Consider the following 16,731-nt stretch of genomic DNA (forward strand, 5'->3'; position numbering starts at 1 on the left):
GCACGCGGACCGCGCAGCCGCGCAGGATACGAAGAACACTGGGACAGGAGAAGATTCGGTGTCGCCGCAGGTGCTCATCCGCAACGTGCTCGTCTACGGGGAGGGCGCGCCGACCGACGTGCTGCTCGGCGACGAGCAGATCCTCGGGATCGGGACCGACCTCGATGCCGGCTCCGACGCCGAGGTGATCGACGGCGCCGGACGGGTCCTGCTGCCCGGCTTCGTCGACCTGCACACGCACCTGCGCGAGCCCGGCCGCGAGGACACCGAGACCATCGACACCGGATCCGCCGCGGCGGCGCTCGGCGGCTACACCGCGGTGTTCGCGATGGCCAACACCGACCCCGTCGCGGACTCCGTCGTCGTCACCGACCACGTGTGGCGGCGCGGGCAGGAGGTCGGCCTCGTCGATGTGCACCCCGTCGGCGCCGTCACCGTCGGCCTCGCGGGCAAGCAGCTCGCGGAGATGGGCACCATGGCCGCCGGCGTCGGCCGCGTCCGGATGTTCTCCGACGACGGGCACTGCGTGTACGACCCGCTCATCATGCGCCGGGCGCTCGAGTACTCGAGTTCGCTCGGGGTGCTCATCGCCCAGCACGCCGAGGAACCGCGGCTGACCGCCGGAGCCGTCGCCCACGAGGGCCCCACCGCGGCGCGCCTCGGCCTGGCCGGCTGGCCGCGCGCGGCCGAGGAGTCCATCGTCGCGCGCGACGCCCTGCTCGCCCGGGACGCCCGAGCCCGCGTGCACATCTGCCACGCCTCCACCGCCGGCACCGTCGAGCTGGTGAAATGGGCTAAGGCGCAAGGGATCGCGATCACCGCCGAGGTCACCCCGCACCACCTCCTGCTGGACGATTCGCGGCTCGAGACCTACGACGGCGTCAACCGTGTCAACCCGCCGCTGCGTGAGCGCTCCGACGTCGAGGCGCTGCGCCGCGGCCTGGCCGAGGGCGTGCTCGACTGCGTCGCCACCGACCACGCCCCGCACGCCGAGCAGGACAAGTGCTGCGAGTTCTCCCAGGCCCGTCCCGGCATGCTCGGCCTCGAGACGGCCCTGTCGATCGTCGTCGAGACGATGGTCCGCCCCGGGCTGCTGGACTGGCGCGGCGTCGCGAAGGTGATGAGCGAACGGCCCGCCGAGATCGTCGGCCTCGACGACCAGGGGCGGCCCCTCGAGGTGGGGGAGCCGGCCAACGTGGTGCTCGTCGACCCCGACGCCGAGTGGACGGTGCGCGGACCGGAGCTGGCCTCGGTCGCGCACAACACGCCGTACGAGGCGATGACCCTGCCCGGCAAGGTCGTCGCGACCGTGCTGCGCGGCCGGATCACCGCGCTCGACGGCACGGTCCGGCCGGCCACCGGAAGCGGGGTGCGGTGATGGACCGCGTGTTGCTCACGCTCGGCTTCGTCGCCCTGTGGGTGGTGCTGGCCCTGCTGATGTGGAAGGGCTGGCGCGGCCGCGGCCGACGCCAGGCCGATGCCGTCGGTGCCCTCCCGCCGGTGCCGGCCGAGCTGGGGGAGCAGCTGGTGGCCCCGAGCACAGGCCTGTACGTGGGCAGCACCCTCGCGCCGAGCTGGCAGGACCGGATCGCCGTCGGCGACCTCGGCCACCGCGCGGCCGGCGAGCTCAGCCGCTACCGCGCCGGAGTGCTGCTCGAACGCGACGGCGCCTCGCCGATCTGGATCCCGCAGGACTCGATCCGGGCGATCCGCACCGAACGGGGCCTCGCGGGGAAGGTGATGACCAAGGACGGTGTGCTGGTGATCCGCTGGCAGCTGCCCTCCGGCACCGAGATCGACACGGGATTCCGCGGCGACGACAAGACCATCTACCCCCTGTGGGTGCAGGAGACGAACGAGAATTACCGGGACAGTGAAAGCTAGGACGACAGCCTGGACGGCTGGTACAGCGACGACGGTACGCGAGATTTCGGCTGATGCGGCGAGCTCCGGTGAGGTCGAGCAGAACGGAGAGAACGCATGAGCGGCAACAACTTCGACACGGACACCGCGATCCTGGTGCTCGAGGACGGGCGCACGTTCCGCGGCACCGTCTTCGGTGCGGTGGGGCAGACCCTCGGCGAGGCCGTGTTCAGCACCGGCATGACCGGCTACCAGGAGACCCTCACCGACCCGAGCTACCACCGGCAGATCGTGGTCTCCACGGCCCCGCAGATCGGCAACACCGGGTGGAACACCGAGGACAACGAGTCCGTCGGGCCCACCGGTGACCCCGCCGGCGCGAAGATCTGGGTCGCCGGCTACGTCGTGCGCGACCCGGCGCGCCGCACCTCGAGCTGGCGCGCGTCCGGCTCCCTGCAGGACGAGCTCGAGCGGCAGCACATCGTCGGCATCGCCGGGATCGACACCCGTGCCCTGGTGCGGCACCTGCGCACCCGCGGCTCGATGCGGGCGGGCGTCTTCTCCGGTGATGCCCTCGCCGACGAGCAGACCCTGCTGGATCGGGTGCGGAGCCAGCCGTCGATGCTCGGCGCCGACCTGGCCGGTGAGGTCACCACCACGAGCGGCTACGTCGTCGAGCCCGACGGCGAGGCCCGCTTCACCGTCGCCGCGATCGACCTCGGGATCAAGACCAACACCCCGCGGATGTTCGCCCAGCGCGGCATGCGCGTGCACGTGCTGCCGTCCACCGCGACGCTGCACGACATCCTGGACCTGAAGGCCGACGGGGTCTTCCTCTCGAACGGCCCCGGCGACCCGGCCACCGCGGACGGCGCGGTGCACCTGACCAAGGAGGTGCTCGGGCAGGGACTGCCGCTGTTCGGCATCTGTTTCGGCAACCAGATCCTCGGCCGCGCCCTCGGCCTGGGCACCTACAAGATGAAGTTCGGCCACCGCGGCATCAACATCCCCGTGATCGAGCACGAGACCGGCCGCATCGCCATCACCGCCCAGAACCACGGCTTCGCGCTCGAGGGCGAAGCGGGGCAGGAGTTCGACACGCCCTACGGCCGGGCCGTGATCAGCCACACCTGCGCCAACGACGGCGCCGTCGAGGGCGTGCGCCTGCTCGACGGGTCCGCCTTCTCCGTGCAGTACCACCCCGAGGCGGCGGCCGGCCCGCACGACGCCTCCTACCTGTTCGACCGGTTCACCAGCATGCTCGAGGGAGAGAAGAACTAAATGCCACGCCGTACCGATCTCTCCCACATCCTCGTCATCGGCTCCGGCCCGATCGTCATCGGCCAGGCCTGCGAGTTCGACTACTCCGGCACGCAGGCGTGCCGGGTGCTGCGCGAGGAGGGCCTGCGGGTCTCCCTCGTCAACTCCAACCCGGCGACGATCATGACCGACCCGGAGTTCGCCGACTCCACCTACGTCGAGCCGATCACCGCCGAGTTCGTCGAGAAGGTCATCGCCGCCGAGCAGGCCAAGGGCACCCCGATCGACGCGGTGCTGGCCACCCTGGGCGGGCAGACCGCGCTCAACACCGCAGTCGCCCTGCACGAGCAGGGCATCCTCGCCAAGTACGACGTCGAGCTCATCGGCGCCGACTTCGACGCCATCCAGCGCGGCGAGGACCGGCAGAAGTTCAAGGACATCGTCGCCAAGTGCGGGGGCGAGTCCGCGCGCTCGCGGGTCTGCTACACGATGGACGAGGTGCGCGACACCGTCGCCGAACTCGGCTACCCCGTCGTGGTGCGCCCGTCGTTCACCATGGGCGGCCTCGGCTCCGGCATGGCCTACGACGAGGCCGATCTCGAGCGTATCGCCGGCGGCGGCCTCGCCGCCTCGCCGACCGCGAACGTGCTCATCGAGGAGTCCATCCTCGGCTGGAAGGAGTACGAGCTCGAGCTCATGCGCGACGGCCGCGACAACGTCGTGATCGTCTGCTCGATCGAGAACGTCGACCCGGTCGGCGTCCACACCGGCGACTCGGTCACCGTCGCGCCGGCGATGACCCTGACCGACCGCGAGTACCAGGAGATGCGCGACCTGTCGATCGCGATCCTGCGCGAGGTCGGCGTCGACACCGGCGGTTGCAACATCCAGTTCGCGATGGATCCGCGCGACGGTCGCCTCGTGGTGATCGAGATGAACCCGCGCGTGTCGCGCTCGTCCGCGCTGGCGTCGAAGGCCACCGGCTACCCGATCGCGAAGATGGCCGCCAAGCTCGCCATCGGCTACACCCTCGACGAGATCGTCAACGACATCACCAGGGAGACGCCGGCCTGTTTCGAGCCGACGCTCGACTACGTCGTTGTCAAGGCCCCGCGGTTCGCGTTCGAGAAGTTCCCCGGCGCCGACGGCACCCTGACCACCACCATGAAGTCGGTGGGTGAGGCCATGTCCATCGGCCGCAACTTCACCGAGGCGTTCGGCAAGGTCCTGCGGTCGCTCGAGACCAAGCGGTCCGGGTTCTGGACCGGCCCCGAGGTCGAGACGGAAGATCTCGGCAGCCTGCTCGAGGAGCTGAAGGTCCCGCACGACGGCCGCTTCTACGGCATCGCCAAGGCCTTCGAGCTCGGCGCCACCGTCGAGCCGCTGTTCGACGCCACCAAGATCGACCCGTGGTTCCTCGACCAGATCCAGCAGATCGTCGAGCTGGGGGAGAAGGTGCGCGCCGCCGGGACGTTCGGTGCGCGGGAACTGCGCTTCGCCAAGCACCACGGTTTCTCCGACCGGCAGCTCGCGGCGCTGCGCCCCGAACTCGGCGACGAGGACGCGGTGCGTGCCCTGCGCGAGCAGCTCGGCGTGCACCCGGTGTACAAGACCGTCGACACCTGCGCCGCCGAGTTCGAGGCCAGGACCCCGTACCACTACTCGACGTACGAGCTCGACCCGGACGCCGAGACCGAGGTCGCCGAGCAGCACGAGCGGCCGAAGGTGCTCATCCTCGGCTCGGGCCCCAACCGCATCGGCCAGGGCATCGAGTTCGACTACTCGTGCGTGCACGCCGCCCTGACCCTGTCGCAGGCCGGCTACGAGACCGTCATGGTCAACTGCAACCCCGAGACGGTCTCGACCGACTACGACACCGCCGACCGCCTCTACTTCGAGCCGCTCACCTTCGAGGACGTCCTCGAGGTGTACCGGGCCGAGTCGCAGTCCGGCACCGTCGCCGGCGTCATCGTCCAGCTCGGCGGCCAGACCCCGCTCGGGCTCGCGCGGCGGCTGAAGGCTGCCGGGGTGCCGATCGTCGGCACCAGCCCGGAGGCCATCGATCTGGCCGAGGACCGTGGCGAGTTCGGCCGGGTGCTCACCGAGGCGGGCCTGCCGGCGCCGAAGTTCGGCACCGCCACCACCTTCGAGGGCGCCCGTGAGATCGCCGCCGGCATCGGCTACCCGGTGCTGGTCCGCCCGTCCTACGTGCTCGGCGGGCGCGGCATGGAGATCGTCTACGACGAGACGGCGCTCGAGAACTACATCTCTCGCGCCACCGAGATCTCCGAGGACCGCCCGGTGCTGGTCGACCGCTTCCTCGACGACGCGGTCGAGATCGACGTCGACGCTCTATGCGACGGCACCGACGTCTACATCGGCGGCATCATGGAGCACATCGAGGAGGCCGGCATCCACTCCGGCGACTCGTCGTGTGCGCTGCCGCCGATCACCCTCGGCCGCTCCGATCTCGAGAACGTGCGCCGCTCCACCGAGGCCCTCGCGCGCGGCATCGGCGTCAAGGGCCTGCTCAACGTGCAATACGCCCTCAAGGACGACATCCTCTACGTGCTCGAGGCCAACCCGCGCGCCTCCCGCACCGTGCCGTTCGTCTCGAAGGCCACCGCGGTGCAGCTCGCCAAGGCCTGCGCCCGGGTCATGATGGGCGAAACCATCGCCGACCTGCGCGCCGAGGGCATTCTGCCCGCCCACGGCGACGGCGGGCACGCCCCGGCCGACGCTCCCGTCGCGGTGAAGGAGGCGGTGCTGCCGTTCAACCGGTTCCGCCGCGCCGACGGCACCGGCATCGACTCGCTGCTCAGCCCGGAGATGAAGTCCACCGGCGAGGTCATGGGCATCGACGACGACTTCGGCACCGCGTTCGCCAAGAGCCAGACCGCCGCCTACGGGTCGCTGCCCACCTCCGGCTCGGTGTTCGTCTCGGTCGCCAACAAGGACAAGCGGTCGCTGATCTTCCCCGTCAAGCGGCTCGCCGACCTCGGCTTCCGGGTGCTCGCCACGATCGGCACCGCGGAGGTGCTGCGCCGCAACGGCATCCCGTGCGAGCACGTGTACAAGGTGTCGGAGGAGGAGCGGCCCGAGGGGGCACACACCATCGTCGAGAAGATCCGCGCCGGCGAGGTCGACATGGTGATCAACACCCCGTGGGGCAATTCCGGGCCGCGCATCGACGGCTACGAGATCCGCACCGCCGCCGTCGCCGCGAATATCCCGTGCATCACCACCGTGCAGGGTGCCTCCGCGGCCGTCCAGGGCATCGAGGCCGCCATCCGTGGCGACATCGGGGTCCGCTCGCTGCAGGAGATGCACGCCGGGCTCCGCGAGGACGCGGCGGCGGAGTCCGCCGGCGTCGGCGGCCTGCCCGACGGCACCACGGGCCCGGCGTCGTGACGACGTTCGGGCAGCGCCTGCACGCGGCCCTCGCCGAGCGCGGGCCGCTGTGCGTCGGCATCGACCCGCACCCGGAACTGCTCACCGACTGGGGGCTGACGGTCGACGTCGCGGGTCTCGAGCGGTTCGCGGAGGCGTGCGTCGACGCCTTCGCCGGGCAGGTGGCCGTGGTCAAGCCGCAGGTCGCGTTCTTCGAGGCGTTCGGTTCCGCGGGCATCGCGGTGCTCGAACGCACCGTCGCGGCGCTGCGGGGCACCGGCACCCTCGTCCTCGCGGACGCCAAGCGCGGCGACATCGGTTCGACGATGGACGCCTACGCCCGCACGTGGCTGACCGACGCGTCCCCGCTCGGGTCCGACGCGGTCACCGTCTCGCCGTACCTGGGGTTCGGGTCGCTCGAGCCGGCGCTGCGCCGCACCGCCGACGGGCGCGGGGTGTTCGTCCTCGCGGCCACCTCCAACCCGGAGGGGGCGCAGGTGCAGCACGCGCGCGTCTCCGACGGGCGCAGCGTCGCGCAGGTGATGGTCGACGAGGCCGCGGCCCGCAACGCCGGCGCCGACACCCTCGGCTCGGTGGGTGTCGTCGTCGGGGCGACCCTCACCCGGGCGCCGGACCTGAGCGCGCTGCACGGGCCGATCCTGATGCCCGGCGTGGGCGCCCAGGGCGGCACCGCCGACGACGTGCGCCGTCTGGCGGGCGAGCACCTCGACGCCGTCGTGCCGAACGTCTCCCGCGAGGTGCTGCGGGCGGGCCCGACGGTCGCGGCGCTGCGCGGCGCCGTGGCCCGCACCGTGGACTCGTTCGCCTTCCTGCGGGCCTGACCGGCCCCGCACCGCCACCTCCGGCTCGGCCCGGATCCGATTCCCGGATCCGGGCCGAATGTCCGTTCCGATGCAGGTGGGAGCGCCCCGACACGCTCGCGCGCGGAAATTTTTCCGATCCGTTTCCGGCCGGGACGAGCCGGCGTCGGCGTCGCCTCGCAGGCGGACGCTCGCACCGGCCCGCCACGCCGTGCGCAGCGCCTCTACCTGCGGTGATGCCGTGTTCGCCGAGGTGGTGGACGGTGCCCGCGGGGCCCGGCCGGACCGGTTCGGGGACGGCGATCCGGGCGCACTACCGCACGTGTTTTCGAGCCGAAACGGCGGGGGGTGGGTTCGCAATCGTCGTCCGGCGTGAGTACGGTCGCTATCGCCGCTGGTTAACCGGCGGATGAGACTGTTTGCCAACGATGAGACGGAGGAACCGTGGCCCTTCCCCAGCTGACCGACGAGCAGCGCGCCGCTGCTCTGGAGAAGGCGGCTGCTGCCCGTCGTGCCCGGGCTGAGCTCAAGGACCGCCTGAAGCGCGGCGGCACCGACCTCAAGCAGGTCCTGGCCGATGCCGAGAACGACGAGATCCTCGGCAAGATGAAGGTGTCCGCCCTGCTCGAGGCCCTGCCGAAGGTGGGCAAGGTCAAGGCGCAGGAAATCATGACCGAGCTCGAGATCGCCCCGACGCGTCGCCTGCGCGGCCTGGGCGACCGTCAGCGCAAGGCGCTGCTCGCCAGGTTCGACTTCGACGCCTGAGCGACCGGTGGTAGCTGACGCACACACCGTGTCGGACAGCGGTTCCACGACGCGGAGGGGCCGGCTGGTGGTGCTGGCCGGCCCCTCCGCCGTCGGGAAGTCGACCGTTGTCCGCCGGCTCCGCAGCCGGGTGCCCGACCTGCTGTTCAGCGTGTCGGCCACCACCCGCGATCCCCGGCCCGGCGAGGTGAACGGGGTGGACTACCACTTCGTCAGCCGCGACGACTTCGATCGGATGATCGAGTCCGGGGACCTGCTCGAGTGGGCCGAGATCCACGGCGGTCTGCAACGCTCGGGCACTCCCGCGGGGCCCGTGCGGGACGCGCTCGCCTCGGGACGCCCCGTGCTCGTCGAGGTGGACCTCACCGGCGCCCGGTCCGTGCGCGCCGCCATGCCGGAGGCCGTGCTGGCCTTCCTGGCGCCGCCGAGCTGGGATGTGCTGGTCGCCCGACTCACCGGCCGTGGCACCGAATCGGACGAGGTCGTCCGCCGCCGGCTCGAGACCGCCCGGACCGAACTCGACGCGCGCGACGAGTTCGACACGGTGATCGTGAACGAGGACGTCGACCGCGCGTGCGACGAATTGGTATCCTTGTTGGTCGGTCCCCGCGACGATCCCGCCGACCGTCCGCGGCCGATCACCACATCCCCGGCCTCGACCCCGAACCCCGGACCCCGCCAGAGCTCCGGAACGACACAGGAGAATACCGAGTGAGCAGCACCCAAGCAGCCGTGTCCGACACCGCCGGGCACGACCTGCCGGCCTACGACACCCCGCTGGGCATCACCAACCCGCCCATCGACGAGCTGCTCGAGCGCACCTCCTCGAAGTACGCGCTGGTGATCTACGCGGCCAAGCGCGCCCGGCAGATCAACGACTACTACAACCAGCTCGGCGACGGCATTCTCGAGTACGTCGGCCCGCTCGTCGAGCCGGGCCTGCAGGAGAAGCCGCTGTCGATCGCGCTGCGGGAGATCCACGCAGACCTGCTCGAGCACGCCGAAGGCGAGTGAGCCAGCGCGCCGCGGGCACCGCGGACCACTCGGAATTCGGGCAGCGCCGCCGCGTCGTCATCGGCGTCGGCGGCGGCATCGCCGCGTACAAGGCCTGTGCGCTGATCCGCGCCTTCACCGAGAGCGGACACCACGTACGGGTCATCCCGACGGACTCGGCGCTCGAGTTCGTCGGCCGCGCCACTTTCGAGGCCCTGTCCGGCAACCCCGTGCACACCGGCGTGTTCGCCGACGTGCCGCAGGTGCCGCACGTGCGGCTCGGGCAGGAGGCCGACCTCGTCGTCGTCGCCCCCGCCACCGCCGACCTGATGGCCCGCGCCGCCCACGGCCGCGCCGACGACCTGCTCACCGCCACGCTGCTCACCGCGCGGTGCCCGGTCGTGTTCGCGCCGGCGATGCACACCGAGATGTGGGAACACCCCGCGACGGTGGACAACGTCGCCACCCTGCGCCGTCGCGGCGTCGTCGTCGTCGAGCCCGCCTCCGGCCGGCTCACCGGGCACGACACCGGCGCCGGCCGGCTGCCCGAGCCCGACGAGATCTTCGGCCTGGCGTCGCTGCTGCTCGAACGGCCCGACGCGTTGCCGCGGGACCTGACCGGCCGGCGCATCGTCGTCTCCGCCGGCGGCACCCGCGAACCGCTGGACCCGGTCCGGTTCCTCGGCAACCGCAGCTCCGGCAAGCAGGGCTACGCCCTCGCCCGGCTGGCCGCCCAGCGCGGCGCCGACGTCACCCTCGTCGCCGGGGCCGTGGCCGGCCTGGCCGACCCCGCCGCGGTGGACGTGGTGCGGGTGCAGACCGCCGCCCAGATGCAGGCCGCGGTCACCAAGCACGCCGCCGGCGCCGATGCGGTCGTCATGTCCGCGGCCGTCGCCGACTTCCGGCCCACCACCTTCGCCACCAGCAAGATCAAGAAGGGCCGGGGTGAGCCGGACGCGATCGCGCTGACCAAGAACGAGGACATCCTCGCCGGGCTGGTGACCGCCCGCACCGAGGGCACGCTGCCGGCGAGCACCGTCATCGTCGGCTTCGCCGCCGAAACGGGCGACGCCGAGGGCGACGTCCTCACCCACGCCCGCGCCAAGCTGGCCCGCAAGGGCTGCGACCTGCTGGTCGTGAACGCCGTCGGCGATGGGAAGGCGTTCGAGGTCGACCACAACGACGGCTGGTTGCTGGCCGCGGACGGTTCCGAGACCGCCCTCGCGCACGGCTCCAAGGCGCTGATGGCCAGCCGTGTCCTCGACGCACTGCGGCCGCTGCTGGCGCCGGAACGTCCGTGAACCCGGGGCGGCGCGCCCGTGAACCTTGGGGCGGCGCGCCCGTGAACCCCGGGGCGGCGCGCCCGTGACCCCCGGGGCGGCGCGCCCGTGAGCGAAAGTCTCGCGCCGGCGCGACCGGAACAGTAGCGTCGCCCATATCGTTGACATCAGTTCGTTCGTTCGAGCTAGACACAACCAGTCGAGAGGGAGTTCCGTGAGCAAGACCGGCGGTCGGCTTTTCACCAGTGAGTCCGTGACGGAGGGGCACCCGGACAAGATCTGTGACGCGATCAGCGACTCCGTCCTCGACGCGCTGCTCACCGAAGACCCTCGCGCCCGTGTCGCGGTCGAGACCCTCGTGACCACGGGGCAGGTGCACGTGGTCGGCGAGGTCACCACCTCGGCCTACGCGGACATCCCGAAGATCGTGCGCGACCGGGTCCTCGAGATCGGGTACGACTCGTCCTCGAAGGGTTTCGACGGCAACTCCTGCGGGGTGAACATCGCCATCGGCGCGCAGTCCCCGGAGATCGCCGGCGGCGTCGACGTCTCGCACGAGGCGCGTTCCGGGGTGCTCACCGACGACGAGGTGGCGCTGCAGGGCGCCGGCGACCAGGGCCTGATGTTCGGCTACGCCTGCTCGGACACCCCGGAACTGATGCCGCTGCCCATCGCGCTGGCGCACCGGCTCTCGCGCCGGCTCACCGAGGTCCGCAAGACCGGGGTGCTGCCGTACCTGCGGCCGGACGGCAAGACCCAGGTCACCATCGAGTACGACGGTGACCGGCCGGTGCGGCTGGACACGGTGGTGATCTCCACCCAGCACGCGGCGGACATCGACCTGAACAACCTGCTCACCCCGGATCTGCGCACCCACGTCGTCGAGGCGGTGCTGGCGGATCCGAGCCTGGCCGGGCTCGACACCGCCGAGGTGCGGCTGCTGGTGAACCCGTCCGGGTCGTTCGTGCTCGGCGGCCCGATGGGCGATGCGGGCCTGACCGGCCGCAAGATCATCGTCGACACCTACGGCGGCATGGCCCGTCACGGTGGCGGCGCGTTCTCGGGCAAGGACCCGTCGAAGGTGGACCGCTCGGCGGCCTACGCGATGCGCTGGGTGGCCAAGACCGCCGTGGCAGCGGGCCTGGCCGGCCGGCTCGAGGTGCAGGTGGCGTACGCGATCGGCAAGGCCGCCCCGGTGGGGCTGTTCGTCGAGACCTTCGGCACCGAGAAGACCGACCCGGCGCGGATCCAGCAGGCGATCACCGAGGTGTTCGACCTGCGGCCCGGCGCGATCATCCGGGACCTGGACCTGCTGCGTCCGATCTACGCGCAGACCGCCGCGTACGGGCACTTCGGCCGCACCGACATCGACCTGCCGTGGGAGAACACCGACCGGGCCGAGAAGCTGCGCGCCGCCGCCGGTCTGTAGCCCGCCCCGTCAGGGGTCCGGGTGGCCACCGACAGGACCGCCGCCGAGACGGATCCGGTGGCGCGGATCCTGCCGCTGCTGCCGCTGCCGCATCTCGACCGCGAGTTCGACTATCTGATCCCGCGTGAGCTCGATGCCGAGGCGCGGGTGGGCGTGCGGGTGCGCGTCCGGTTCGCCGGCCGGCTCGTCGACGGCTTCCTGCTGGCCCGGGCCCCGAGCAGCGAGCACACCGGCCGGCTCGGCTGGCTCGACCGGATCGTCTCCCCGGAGGTCGTGCTGACCCCGGAGATCGCCGCCCTCGCCGACGCGGTCGCCGCCCGCTACGCCGGCACCCGCGCCGACGTGCTGCGGCTGGCGGTGCCGCCGCGGCACGCGCGGGTCGAGGCGGAGGACCCGCCGCCCGCCGCACCGCCCGCCGCGCCGGAGGTCGACCGGGCCGCCTGGGCCCGGTACCGGCACGGCGAGAACTTCCTCGACGCCCTCGCCGCCGGCCGCACCCCCCGCGCGGCCTGGCAGGCGCTGCCGGGGGAGGACTGGCCCCGCCGCCTGGCCGAACTCGCCGCGTCGGTCGCCGCCACCGGGCACGCCGCGGTGCTCGTGGTACCCGATCAGCGCGACCTCGACCGGGCCGTGGCGGCCTGCACCGACCTCGCCGGCGCCGACTGCGTCGTCGGGCTCGCCGCAGGGCTCGGTCCGGCCGTGCGCTACCGGCGCTGGCTCGCCGCGTTGCGCGGCACCGCCCGCATCGTCGTCGGGACCCGGGCCGCGGTGTTCGCCCCCACCCCGGCCGTCGGGCTGATCGTGGTGTGGGACGACGGCGACGACCTGCACTCCGAGCCGCGCGCGCCGTACCCGCACGCGCGGGAGGTGGCGCTGCTGCGGGCCCACGCCGCCGGCGCCGCCGTCGTCCTGGCCGGGCACGCCCGCACCGCCGAGACCCAGGCCCTCGTCGACGCCGGGTGGGCCCACGACCTCGCCGCGCCCCGCGACGTCGTCCGGGCCTGCGCTCCGAAGATCACTGCGCTCGCCGACAGCGACCAGGCGCTCGCACGCGATCCCGCCGCCCGCGCCGCCCGCCTGCCGGCCATCGCGTTCGCCGCCGCCCGCGCCGCCCTGAAGGCCGACCGGGGGGTGCTGGTGCAGGTGCCACGCCGCGGCTACGTGCCCGCGCTGGCGTGCGCCAAGTGCCGGACCCCGGCCCGCTGCCGGCACTGCAACGGCCCGCTCGCGTTGCCGCAGGCGGCCGGCCCGGACGGCGCCGCGACGCCCGCCTGCCGGTGGTGCGGCATCACCGACGCCACCCATCGTTGCCACGCGTGCGGCGCCCGCGCGCTGCGCGCCGTCGTGGTCGGCGCCGGGCGCACCGCGGAGGAACTCGGCCGGGCCTTTCCCGGTGTCCCAGTGGTCACCTCCGGCGGGGCGGAGGTCAAGGCCACCGCCCCGGAGGGGCCTGCGCTCGTCGTCGCCACCGTGGGTGCCGAGCCCGTCACCGCCGGCGGGTACGGCGCGGCGCTGCTGCTCGACGGGTGGGCGCTGCTCGGCCGCGCGGACCTGCGGGCCGCCGAGGAGACGATGCGCCGCTGGCTCACCGCGTCGTCGCTGGTGCGGCCCTTCGCCGACGGCGGCCAGGTCGTCGTCGTGGCCGACTCCGGCATTCCCACCGTGCAGGCGCTGGTGCGGTGGGACCCGATCGGGCACGCGCAGTCCCAGCTCGCCGAGCGCGCCGAGGTCGGTTTCCCGCCCGCGGTGCACATGGCCGCGGTCGACGGCACCGCGGCCGCGGTCGCCGACCTGCTGGCCGCCGCGACGCTGCCGCCGGAGGCGGAGGTGCTCGGTCCGGTGCCGTTGCCGCCGGGGGAGCGGTTACCGTTCGGGGCCGACGATCCCGAGCCGGACGAGGTGCAGCGCATGGTGATCCGGGTGCCGCGCGGTCGGGGCCTCGCCCTCGGCCGGGCGTTGCGCGAGGCGCAGGCCGCCCGCAGTGCCCGCCGTGGTGAGGGCGCGCTGCGGGTGCAGATCGATCCGCTGCGCATCGGGTGACGGCCGTCGTCTCTCCCGGCCGGGACGGTGCGCGCCGGCTGTGTCCCGCCCGGCCGGGTGCCCCGAGAGGGCGAGGACCCTGCCGTGCGACAGGACGGCAGAACCGCCCGCCACCTGCAGAAAGACGGCATGCCGCGAGAGGGCGACTGTGTCACGATAAATCACAGGGGCAGGGTCGATCCTGGTGAACCGAACCAGTGGCGGACGGTGCGGACCGGCACGGGCGGACCGGAAGGGAGGGGCCGTGAACGGCACACGCAGGATCGTTGCAGCGCTGGCCGGTGCGGCGGCCGTGGCCGCCGTGTCCGTCACCGGCGCGGGCGCCGCGCCCTCGGGATCGACAGCGTTCGTGCCCGTCACCCCGGGCCCCGTCGCCACCACGCATGCCCAGGCCGCCGGCTACGCCGAAGACCACCCCGGGGCGGCGCCGGCGCGGTCGAACGACTTCGGGTGCGTGCCCGCCCCGGACCATCCGCGGCCGGTGGTCCTCGCCCACGGCACCGACTCCAACTCCTACTCGGACTGGGCCGCGGTCGCCCCGATGCTCGCCGACGCCGGCTGGTGCGTCTTCGCTCTCGACTACGGAAAGGCCGACGGTGCCGACGACTACGGCACCGGGGACATCCGGGTCAGCGCCGCGCAGCTCGGCGGGTTCGTCGAGCGTGTGCGCGCCGACACCGGCGCCGACAAGGTCGATCTCCTCGGCTACTCGCAGGGCGCCACCGTCGCGCGGTACTACGTCAACCGCCTCGGCGGATCGGCCGTCGTGGACCGCTGGGTGGGCGTGGCCTCGCCGAGCTACGGTGGCACCTTCTACGGGCTCGGCACCGCGGCCGTGGCCGCTCCCGGCGCCACCGACGCGGTCGAGGACTTCTTCTCGGTGGCCCTCGCGCAGCAACTGCAGGGTTCGGAACTGCTCACCGAACTCAACACCCCGGTCGACACCGTTCCCGGCGTCCGCTACACCACCATCGGATCCCGCGTCGACGAGGTCATCCAGCCGTCCACCAACGTGGCGCTGCGCGGACCCGGGGCGGTCAACCTGATGATCCAGGACCTGTGCCCACCGGATCAGACCGGGCACTTCAACATGGTGTACGACCCGTTCTCGCTCACCGTGATCCGGCACGCGCTCGCCCCTGAGCGGTACGCCCTCGGCGAGTGCGTCCCGGTGCCGCTCGGCACGGGCATCCCCGAACTGATCATCGAGAGCAACTCCTGACCCGATCCGCCCCCGGGGCGTGCCCGGTGCCCCGATCATGGGTATGCGGGCGGCACGAGCCCCTGCGGACGACGGTCACCGGCGCCCGGGACAGCGCGCCGAAGGGAGGTAGCGGTGAACCCCCCCTCGCTTCCGGGACGCGCTCTCGCGGTGATGCGGGCGCCGCAGCTGGTGTCGCCGCGCCAGTACCTCCGGGTGGCCGCGCGGTGCGTGTACCTCGCTGCGCTGATCGGCACCGTCGTCACGATGGGCATCCCCGCCGACCGGGTGTACCAGGCGGCCTGGATCGTCGCCGGGCTGATCGCCTTCGCGATCGACCGGCCGTGGCGCGGGCACGTGCGCGTCGTCGTCGACTGGCTGCCCCTGGTCGCGGCGCTCGTGGTCTACGACCACACCCGCGGCATCGCCGACGAACTCGGCCTGCCCGTGCGGGTACACGAACCGGTCGCCGTGGAGAGCTGGCTGTTCGGCGGCACGGTCCCGACGGTGTGGCTGCAGGAACGCCTGCTCGGCGCGGACGGGGAGCGGCCCGGCTGGACCATGATCACCGCCGTCGTCTACACCAGCCATTTTCTCGTGCCGTGGTTGCTCGCGGCCCTGCTGTACCTGTACTCGCGGTCACGCTGGGCCGGGTACATGCGACGGGTGCTGCTCCTGTCGTACTTCGGACTGATCACCTACATCCTCGTGCCGGCGGCCCCACCGTGGTACGCCTCCGAGGTGGGCGTGCTGCCGGACGGCGTCGGGCGGGTCACCGGCTTCGGTTTCGGGGTGGTGCCGATCGACGTCGGCACCCGATGGCTGGAGGCGCAGGGCAACCCGGTCGCCGCGCTGCCGTCGCTGCACTCGGCGTTCGCGCTGCTCGTGGCGGTCGCCCTGTGGCCGATAGCGCGGCGCGGCTGGATGCGGGCGCTGCTGGTGGCGTTCCCGCTCGCCATGGCCTTCACGCTCGTCTACGGCGGCGAACACTACGTGGTCGACGTGCTGCTCGGCTGGGGCTACGTCGGTTTCGCCGCGCTGGCCGCCCGGGCCTGGGAGGCGCGCCGCGGAGCGCGGCTCGCCCCGCAGATCAGTCCACCTGCTCGAGCGGCATCGCCAACGTCACCCAGTCGTGCAGGCCACCGCGGTAGTACGCCAGCGAGGACGCCGGATATCCCGCCTCGAGCAGCTCCCGGATCGCCATCGGGGACTGCGGGCACTGCGGGCCGTTGCAGAACAGGATCGACACCCGGGACGGATCGAGCCGGTCCCGCAGCTCCGTGATCCGGCCGTGCGGCAGGTTGACCGCGCCCGGAATGGACCTGCCCTTGCGCGAGTCCGGGACACGGGTGTCGACGAGCACGGCTCCGTTCGCGACCAGCTCCGTCAGTTCCAGCTCACCGACGGTCACCACCCCGGGCGCGCACTGCAGCGGCTGCAGCTCGCCCCACGTGGTGTCCACCAGGACCACGTCCTGCTCCTGCGCCGCCGGCCAGGGCACGCCCGCGGGGTCCGCCGAGCGCACACGGGGGGACCGTGCCATCCGTTCTCGCGTCTCTGCCATCGGCTCAGCCTATCGACGCTGCACGGCGGTTGCCGGGATTCGTCACGTCCGGCCCGACCCCTCGGGTTCGCGGACGGCTGTCACCGCCCGCAGGCCCGGTCCCTAGACTGAGGGCACCATTCGTC

The 16,731-nt window shown here is 72.7% G+C and carries 13 protein-coding genes and 1 pseudogene; 13 read left to right on the forward strand and 1 reads right to left on the reverse strand.

The genetic code is table 11. The annotated features are described in order from the left end of the window. Nucleotides 1-58 precede the first annotated feature (58 nt). The 13 genes and pseudogenes from HFP48_RS13520 to HFP48_RS32090 all read left to right on the forward strand — a co-directional run. A complete protein-coding gene (locus tag HFP48_RS13520; protein WP_050035208.1) occupies nt 59-1,378 on the forward strand; it encodes a dihydroorotase in 1,320 nt (439 codons plus the stop codon). Continuing rightward, the gene (locus HFP48_RS13525; protein ID WP_029543596.1) at nt 1,378-1,884 is read left to right on the forward strand and encodes a hypothetical protein; all 507 of its coding nucleotides are present in this window, start codon (nt 1,378-1,380) and stop codon (nt 1,882-1,884) included. The genes HFP48_RS13520 and HFP48_RS13525 overlap by 1 nt, the downstream gene beginning before the upstream one ends. Nucleotides 1,885-1,980: 96 nt before the next feature. After that, entirely contained in the window at nt 1,981-3,144 is a 1,164-nt protein-coding gene (gene carA, locus HFP48_RS13530) for a glutamine-hydrolyzing carbamoyl-phosphate synthase small subunit (protein WP_006937638.1), read from the forward strand. After that, nucleotides 3,145-6,534 (forward strand): carbamoyl-phosphate synthase large subunit, encoded by a 3,390-nt coding sequence (gene carB, locus HFP48_RS13535; protein ID WP_168579628.1) that lies wholly within the window; start codon nt 3,145-3,147, stop codon nt 6,532-6,534. Then, nucleotides 6,531-7,355 (forward strand): orotidine-5'-phosphate decarboxylase, encoded by an 825-nt coding sequence (gene pyrF / locus HFP48_RS13540; RefSeq protein WP_029543601.1) that lies wholly within the window; start codon nt 6,531-6,533, stop codon nt 7,353-7,355. Before carB ends, pyrF begins: the two co-directional genes overlap by 4 nt. A gap of 423 nt (nt 7,356-7,778) precedes the next feature. After that, on the forward strand, nt 7,779-8,099 hold the full coding sequence (gene mihF, locus HFP48_RS13545; RefSeq protein WP_003935409.1) for an integration host factor, actinobacterial type: 321 nt from the start codon (nt 7,779-7,781) through the stop codon (nt 8,097-8,099). A 67-nt stretch (nt 8,100-8,166) separates the two neighbouring features. Then, nucleotides 8,167-8,814, forward strand: a complete 648-nt coding sequence (gmk, locus tag HFP48_RS13550) for a guanylate kinase (protein ID WP_006937649.1) — start codon at nt 8,167-8,169, stop codon at nt 8,812-8,814. Beyond that, nucleotides 8,811-9,113: a DNA-directed RNA polymerase subunit omega gene (rpoZ, locus tag HFP48_RS13555; RefSeq protein ID WP_003935406.1), complete on the forward strand. Its 303-nt coding sequence runs from the start codon at nt 8,811-8,813 to the stop codon at nt 9,111-9,113. The genes gmk and rpoZ overlap by 4 nt, the downstream gene beginning before the upstream one ends. Then, complete coding sequence (gene coaBC / locus HFP48_RS13560; protein WP_006937650.1) at nt 9,110-10,393, forward strand: bifunctional phosphopantothenoylcysteine decarboxylase/phosphopantothenate--cysteine ligase CoaBC; 1,284 nt, start codon at nt 9,110-9,112, stop codon at nt 10,391-10,393. Before rpoZ ends, coaBC begins: the two co-directional genes overlap by 4 nt. A gap of 193 nt (nt 10,394-10,586) precedes the next feature. Beyond that, nucleotides 10,587-11,801, forward strand: coding sequence for a methionine adenosyltransferase (gene metK, locus HFP48_RS13565; RefSeq protein WP_006937654.1), 1,215 nt, complete (start codon nt 10,587-10,589; stop codon nt 11,799-11,801). A gap of 21 nt (nt 11,802-11,822) precedes the next feature. Further along, nucleotides 11,823-13,841: a primosomal protein N' gene (locus HFP48_RS13570; protein ID WP_168579629.1), complete on the forward strand. Its 2,019-nt coding sequence runs from the start codon at nt 11,823-11,825 to the stop codon at nt 13,839-13,841. Nucleotides 13,842-14,085: 244 nt separating this feature from the next. After that, on the forward strand, nt 14,086-15,063 hold the full coding sequence (locus tag HFP48_RS13575; RefSeq protein WP_006937662.1) for an alpha/beta fold hydrolase: 978 nt from the start codon (nt 14,086-14,088) through the stop codon (nt 15,061-15,063). Nucleotides 15,064-15,309: 246 nt separating this feature from the next. Further along, nucleotides 15,310-16,095 (forward strand): annotated as a pseudogene (locus tag HFP48_RS32090) (phosphatase PAP2 family protein); the annotation flags it as partial. Nucleotides 16,096-16,132: 37 nt separating this feature from the next. On the opposite strand, the gene HFP48_RS31590 reads toward HFP48_RS32090, so the two are convergent. Beyond that, nucleotides 16,133-16,543, reverse strand: a complete 411-nt coding sequence (locus HFP48_RS31590; RefSeq protein WP_230304554.1) for a rhodanese-like domain-containing protein — start codon at nt 16,541-16,543, stop codon at nt 16,133-16,135. Nucleotides 16,544-16,731: the final 188 nt, after the last annotated feature.

It is taken from the genome of Rhodococcus sp. DMU1, assembly GCF_012272955.1.
GTDB classification, from domain to species: domain Bacteria; phylum Actinomycetota; class Actinomycetes; order Mycobacteriales; family Mycobacteriaceae; genus Rhodococcus; species Rhodococcus aetherivorans.

Excerpts from the sequence above, each read along its gene's own strand:
- HFP48_RS13525 (WP_029543596.1), top strand. The coding sequence starts at position 1,378 with ATGGACCGCGTGTTGCTCACGCTCGGCTTCGTCGCCCTGTGGGTGGTG.
- carA (WP_006937638.1), top strand. The coding sequence starts at position 1,981 with ATGAGCGGCAACAACTTCGACACGGACACCGCGATCCTGGTGCTCGAG.
- carB (WP_168579628.1), top strand. The coding sequence starts at position 3,145 with ATGCCACGCCGTACCGATCTCTCCCACATCCTCGTCATCGGCTCCGGC.